The sequence below is a fragment of the Psychroserpens mesophilus genome, from assembly GCF_050617655.1.
Taxonomy (GTDB): Bacteria; Bacteroidota; Bacteroidia; order Flavobacteriales; family Flavobacteriaceae; genus Psychroserpens; species Psychroserpens mesophilus_A.
In genome coordinates this window covers 1-6,089 of the sequence record NZ_JBODQC010000021.1, presented here as the reverse complement: position 1 = coordinate 6,089, position 6,089 = coordinate 1, and the positions used below count along the sequence as shown (strand labels likewise).

Sequence of the window (6,089 nt, the reverse complement as noted above, 5' to 3'; positions counted from 1 at the left end):
CCTAATGGCTCGTTTCTTTTTACTAACTTAGTTCCTGCCAACGCAACTAGCCATAACACGAACACGTTGTGTGTAATTTTGACTCGAAATTACCTGTTATTGGGTATTTAAATAAATTATTTTTTTATACTTTTAACAAACTATTAACCAATAACTTATAGATAATGAAAGAGCTTCTACAAATTTCAGTTTTAATTTTAATAACATTTGTTTTCATAATAAGTTGCCAAAAAGATGATGAAATTAATGATTCTAGTAACGTTCTACCTAACAAAGTAATAGGGCATATCATTCTACCACAGGATAGTAATTTGAATGTCAATAGCCTTACGGTTTTATCATCATCTGCAGAAAGTATTGTTTCAGAGGCGGCTTTTGAGTTAGATGTTTTTGGAGATTACACTTCTTTATATGTTACAAATACAAATAACGAAGTTGTATTAATTGGATATAAATATCCTCAAGCCGGAAATAACGATATTACATCTACTACGACAGCACTTGCTTTAATAATGATGTCACCAACTTTATTGGACATATCTGAACAAGCAAAACTTAATATGATAAACAATATATTGTCAGACGATAATTTCAATACATTGGTTACTGAAATTGAACAAGTTCTAATAGAAGGAGGTACACTTTTTGACCAATCCAATAACTCCCTGATTAATGCGGTTACTGAAATTTATGAATCTTCTTCAAACAGATCTGCACAAGAACAAAATGAACTTCCAGTTGACATGAATAATGCAGGTAGAAACTTTATTTTTAACAATAGCGTGAAGGCATATTCAACAGTTATTGGAGTTTATGACGGAAACACTAGGATTGAAAAGATTGTCGTCGAAGGTGTACAGATTGTGCCTAATTCCGTAAACCAACTTAACACTGGAGAAGGAGGCTCAATTGGAAATCCAATAGATTATAATTACACCCTTCCAGAAGAAGATGGAGATTATACATTTAAATTTAGAACTGGAAAACCTGGATCTGATGACGGCAGTGTAGAGCATGATGAAGCATTTTATGAAAACTTGGGTAATTTTTCCTATAATTTATTGAATACATTGATTCCTGGGCTAAACGTTTCAACCTGTAAAACAACTATTATAAATAACTGTAATAATTTAATTCAAAATGCAACTGGAATTAACGGTAATGAAAGTATAGGAACTATCTTGTATACAGTAGCAGACATTACAATTGGAAGCCTAGACAGTATGATTAATAATTGTGCAGATGTTGTTTATCTTGAGCAAGGTTGGTTTCATAAATTTTTAGGCCAATGGAACTTTATAAATACTGCTTTTGGCGTTATTTCTAATGGAGCAAATACAACCATCTATGGTGTCCAATGGGGGCTTTCTGAACCATTAGAGGATAGATGTTTTAATGTTTTAGGCAATACAGTCACTGAATGTGTCCCAATATTTGATTATGAGGGTCAATGGTATATGCTTTGGTATAATGATGTTTATAATCCTTATAATGAGGCACTAATTACTTTAGATGCCAACGGAGAAAGTACTTCAGTATTGCTTTCAGGAACACCTGGCAGCACTAATTATGAAGATATAACAGATAGTTGGAGTTATACTATGACTTATAATGCTTCAAGTAATACCTTAAATTTAACTAATAATTTTTGGAGTGTAACCAATTCATTTCCTGTCACAAATATAAATGATACTATATTTTACGCAAATGACAGCTCATTTTCTATAGAGCTGCATAGATTGGATTAGTATACAAAATGTTCTATAATTAGAATTATTTTATTTGACTTCTATTTTATAAATAAAACTACACACAACAATGTGTATAGCTCATTGCGGCTGAATTCCTAATCGGAATTCATTGCAATTTTGCTATCTTTGGTTTACGTTGGAAAATCCTCGCGGATTTCCCGCAACGAGCCATACACAAAACCGTTGGCAACAAGCTGAAAAAACCGAGAAAACCGAAAATGAACAACGAAAAATGGAATGAAATCTGCTTTTTATTATCCGACAACATTCGGACTGATATTAGCGAAAGTGATTTTGAACAAAACGTAGTCCAAGCTTTAAGAGTTTTGGATTGGAAAGAATATTCTGGAGATATTGAAATTCGACCTTCCTTTCAAGTTGGTGCTGCTAACAGAATTACGCCTGATTTTGTTATAAAAGATTCCGATAATAGAAAATTGTTCGTGATTGAAATTAAACAACCAAACATTCCACTTAATTCAAGGTTTCAGCAACAATTATTTTCATATATGCGTCAGTTAAAACTAGAATACGGAATTTTAATCGGACAAGGAATCCAAATTTTTTACGATGGAGATTTGGCAAAACAAGAAGACCCAATCCTTTTAGAAACAATAAAGTTCACAAAGGATAATGAGAAAGGATTAAAATTCGTCGAAATATTTGCAAAAGAAAATTTTAACCAAGAATCATTGCGGAATTTCACTCTTAACGGACTAAAAAAATTAAATCGCAGAGAAGAGCATAAAGAACTCACGAAAAAACTACTCGACGAAAATTATCAAGCAATAATATTGGAACTTATAAAACAAGATTTTCTTGACGAATACGATGGAGAATTAATTGAATCCGTTTTGGAAAATCTAACAGTTGAGATTAGAGCAAAAAATGCTCTACCAAAGCAAAGTGAATTACCAAAAAGAGAGTTTTCTAAACAAAGAATAGTTGATTATTCAAATGGTATTTTACCAATTGAATTAAATCCGTCAACTGAATATGAATTTAAAAGGAGACTTTTATTGACCAAAACTGCGTATATAACGACATTTTATAAAAACGGAACTTCTAAACAAAAAGTTTGGAATGCAAATAGATTTAGAGAAACTTCAGGAGTTTTAGGAAATTTAAGGTCTAGACCAGAATTCAGAAATGGAGAATGGCAAAAACTCGGAATTGAAAAAGTTTTAGTTTCGATTGATAAATAGAAATCGGAAAGAAAAGCCAGTTGCCAACAACGTATAAAATTAATTGCTTGGTTCTAGCCTACTTACGAAAATCCTCGCGGATTTTCTATTCGGTTTGTATTTGCTAAATTAGGTGCTTAAACAACGCAACTAATCTTATACAAAACCGTTGTGTACCATTTGAAAAGACTATGGACAACACAATTGAATTAGAAAATTATTTTAAGAAATATGAAGGTATATTAGCAAATGAACCAACAAAAGAGGACTTAAAAGATACCTCAAAAGTAGCGGAACAGAATCATAGGCTAATAGCTAATCTTCATAACTTAAAAAAGAAAGTATTAAATAAAAGCTTAAACCTTACAGAAATGGAATTAAAAGATGTTCAGGACTTTTGTAAAGGACTTTTAACAAGCTTTGTTGACATCAACTATTCTGAATCACCTATCCAAGAGAAACTTCTTAAAAATTCATTATCTTGAGTTATCTCAAGTGTGACGATTAATGTTTTACCTGTTGGTTCGTTGTGAGCTGAATTTGTATAAACTTCCTCGAACTTATCCAAAGCCTCGTTTGAAGTACGTAACATAAAAAGTTTTAATAAATCATATTCAGGTTTTAATTCAGCATATTTTTTAATAACTTTAATTGGCATAATAAAATATTTTGACTAAAATAAGAAACCAAATTGGAATAAAAGCAATATCGGAAAAATAAAAACGGTACACAACACCGTATAAACGCAATAAGGGAGAAGTTGTTTAGCCCAAAGAAAAAGTAAACAGCAAAAACAATACACAACCGAAAGTATCTGCGCCCAAACCCTTACTGCGCTTATACAAACACGTTGTGCGTCATTATGACCAACCATTAACTAATGATAAAATTCTTTAGAAAAATTCGTCAAAAGATGCTGACTGAAAACAAGTTCAGTAAATATCTATTATACGCAGTTGGAGAAATTGTACTTGTTGTCATTGGAATTTTGATTGCATTACAGATTAATAACTGGAATCAAAGCATTCAGAATAGTAAGCAAGAAAAGCAAATTTTAACTCAGCTTTTAGAAGAATACAAAAGCAATTTAAATCAAATTGATAGTAAAATATTTATACGTAATGAAATTTTAGCATCATCCATCAAATTATTAAATTATAGAAATACAAAAAGTCCATCAATTAATATTGACAGTCTTGATAGACATATTTCAAGAACAATTACTCGGCCGACCTTTGACCCTGAATTGAGTGTAAGCAATGAATTAACGAATTCTGGAAAGCTCTACCTACTTTCTAACTCTGAAATCCGAAAAAATATTTCTGCTTTTCCCAGCTCTTTAAGCGAATTAAAAGAAGAAGAAATCATCACGGTAAATTTGGTAGAAGAAAGGTTTTATCCTTTTTTGATTGAACATTACCAAATTGGACGATTGAATATAGAGTTTCTTGATGACGAAAAGTTTAGAGAGAAAGTTTCCCAAATAACTTTTAGCAAAGAGAAATCACTTAAGGAGTTATTTAAACCGAGTGACCCAACAGAATTATTACAACATCCCGACTTTGAAGATTATCTTAGTAGTATAATTGTGAATACTACTTATACGAATGACCAATCAATTGGTGTAAAGTATAAAATTGAAAAAATTATCGATTTAATAAATAAAGAACTCAAAAAATAACGAAAGCACAACAACGTGTATAACTAATTGCTAGTCAGTGTGTACTCGGAAAATCCTAGCGGATTTTCCTAATGGTTCGTTTCTTTTTGCTAACTTAGTTCCTGCCAACGCAACTAGCCATACACAACACGGTTGTAACCAATATTGAAAAACGCCTATGGGAACTTGGGGAACAGGAATTTCTTCAAATGATATTTACGAAGATATCAATTATGAATTCTTTGAATTATACAATCAAGGAATGGAAGTTTCTGCTATAACCGAAAAGTTAATCAAAGAAAACAAAGAGCTGATTAACTCTCACGAAGACCAAAATAACTTTTGGATTACCATAGCAAAATCTCAATGGGAATGTAAAGCTCTTGACCCGAAAATCTACAATCGAATTAAAGACATTGTTGAATCCGAAAAGGATATTGAATTATGGAAAGAACTTGACGCCTCAAAATCGGATTTAATTAAACGGAGAAAAGTATTGGACAAGTTTCTCGAAAAACTATCTACCGAAAAAAAGACAGCTCGAAAAAGAAAAGTCAAAAAATTAAGAGGAGCGATATTTCAAAAAGGAGATTGTTTAGTCTTTAAATTAATTGATGGAGAATTCTGTGGAGCTTTCGTACTCGAAGCAGAAAAAGAATCGGAATTTGGACTTAATTTAATTGCTATAACTGATATAAAAATGTCTGACAAACCAACTGAAAAGAACTTTGAAAACGCAAATATTTTATTTAGACTTGAACAGCAAATAAATAAAGAATTTAAACCAGAAAGACAAATTAGTTGGTACTATGCACAACACTTCAAAAACTCAGACACCGATTTTGAAAAAGTTGGAAATTTAAAGGTAAAACCAACTTATCGTTCAGACAAAGACTATCAGAACTTCTCAAATTGGGACAATCTCAAATTATATCTAGACGATTATTATTCTGAGAATTATGAATATAAGAGTGATAAAAGAGAGAAACTAAATAAATTAAGAAAAAAATACTGGTTACAACAACGTGTATAATTAATGCTCACATCCTACTTCAATTAAAAATCTTATATTTAAACAACTGATTTGCTGCATCTGAAAATCCTGCGGATTCTCAGCCGCACAAATCATACACAAACAAGTTAGTAACAATAGCTCCGAAAATCGTAACTCCTAACATAAAAAGTTTTTAAGATTTATAATTATCGGATTTACTTACTCAAACTCGGAAATTTATTTTTCATCAAAAAGAAATTAATTATTCATCAATTAATTTTAATATTAATAATATTAGAATTTTACTCTTACGGATTTTTGAGCTGGTTTGTGGAAAAACTTCTACATCAAAAAGTATTATATAAATCAACTATTATATTAAAATCAAATTAATCGGAATCCTACTCTTTCGGAATTTCTTAATCAAAGGATAAATGCTACAAAGAGTTTTATAAACACTTTTCGCTATCAATGGTAAAAGCAAAACTTGAGTTTAGCTT

Annotated in this window: 6 protein-coding genes; 5 read left to right on the top strand and 1 reads right to left on the bottom strand. The window is 31.0% G+C overall.

Annotation, left to right across the window (positions count from 1 at the left end):
- Positions 1-164: 164 nt before the first annotated feature.
- The 3 genes from ACRHNM_RS16070 (at position 165) to ACRHNM_RS16060 (ending at position 3,420) form a co-directional block, all read left to right on the top strand.
- Complete coding sequence (locus tag ACRHNM_RS16070; protein ID WP_431137662.1) at positions 165-1,748, top strand: hypothetical protein; 1,584 nt, start codon at positions 165-167, stop codon at positions 1,746-1,748.
- A gap of 221 nt (positions 1,749-1,969) precedes the next feature.
- Entirely contained in the window at positions 1,970-2,956 is a 987-nt protein-coding gene (locus ACRHNM_RS16065) for a type I restriction enzyme HsdR N-terminal domain-containing protein (protein WP_026811204.1), read from the top strand.
- 170 nt (positions 2,957-3,126) lie between these two features.
- Positions 3,127-3,420: a hypothetical protein gene (locus ACRHNM_RS16060; RefSeq protein ID WP_431137661.1), complete on the top strand. Its 294-nt coding sequence runs from the start codon at positions 3,127-3,129 to the stop codon at positions 3,418-3,420.
- On the opposite strand, the gene ACRHNM_RS16055 is transcribed toward ACRHNM_RS16060, so the two are convergent.
- Positions 3,369-3,593, bottom strand: a complete 225-nt coding sequence (locus ACRHNM_RS16055) for a hypothetical protein (protein WP_431137660.1) — start codon at positions 3,591-3,593, stop codon at positions 3,369-3,371. The two genes, ACRHNM_RS16060 and ACRHNM_RS16055, sit on opposite strands and share 52 nt — an antisense overlap.
- Positions 3,594-3,815: 222 nt before the next feature.
- On the opposite strand from ACRHNM_RS16055, the gene ACRHNM_RS16050 reads away from it, so the two are divergent.
- The gene (locus ACRHNM_RS16050) at positions 3,816-4,616 is read left to right on the top strand and encodes a DUF6090 family protein (protein ID WP_431137659.1); all 801 of its coding nucleotides are present in this window, start codon (positions 3,816-3,818) and stop codon (positions 4,614-4,616) included.
- Between the two features lie 157 nt (positions 4,617-4,773).
- A complete protein-coding gene (locus tag ACRHNM_RS16045; protein ID WP_431137657.1) occupies positions 4,774-5,628 on the top strand; it encodes a hypothetical protein in 855 nt (284 codons plus the stop codon).
- Positions 5,629-6,089: the final 461 nt, after the last annotated feature.

Bases quoted from the DNA above. Each gene is read 5' to 3' on its own strand.
- ACRHNM_RS16055 (WP_431137660.1), bottom strand. From the start codon at position 3,593: ATGCCAATTAAAGTTATTAAAAAATATGCTGAATTAAAACCTGAATAT.
- ACRHNM_RS16065 (WP_026811204.1), top strand. From the start codon at position 1,970: ATGAACAACGAAAAATGGAATGAAATCTGCTTTTTATTATCCGACAAC.
- ACRHNM_RS16070 (WP_431137662.1), top strand. From the start codon at position 165: ATGAAAGAGCTTCTACAAATTTCAGTTTTAATTTTAATAACATTTGTT.
- ACRHNM_RS16045 (WP_431137657.1), top strand. From the start codon at position 4,774: ATGGGAACTTGGGGAACAGGAATTTCTTCAAATGATATTTACGAAGAT.
- ACRHNM_RS16050 (WP_431137659.1), top strand. From the start codon at position 3,816: ATGATAAAATTCTTTAGAAAAATTCGTCAAAAGATGCTGACTGAAAAC.
- ACRHNM_RS16060 (WP_431137661.1), top strand. From the start codon at position 3,127: ATGGACAACACAATTGAATTAGAAAATTATTTTAAGAAATATGAAGGT.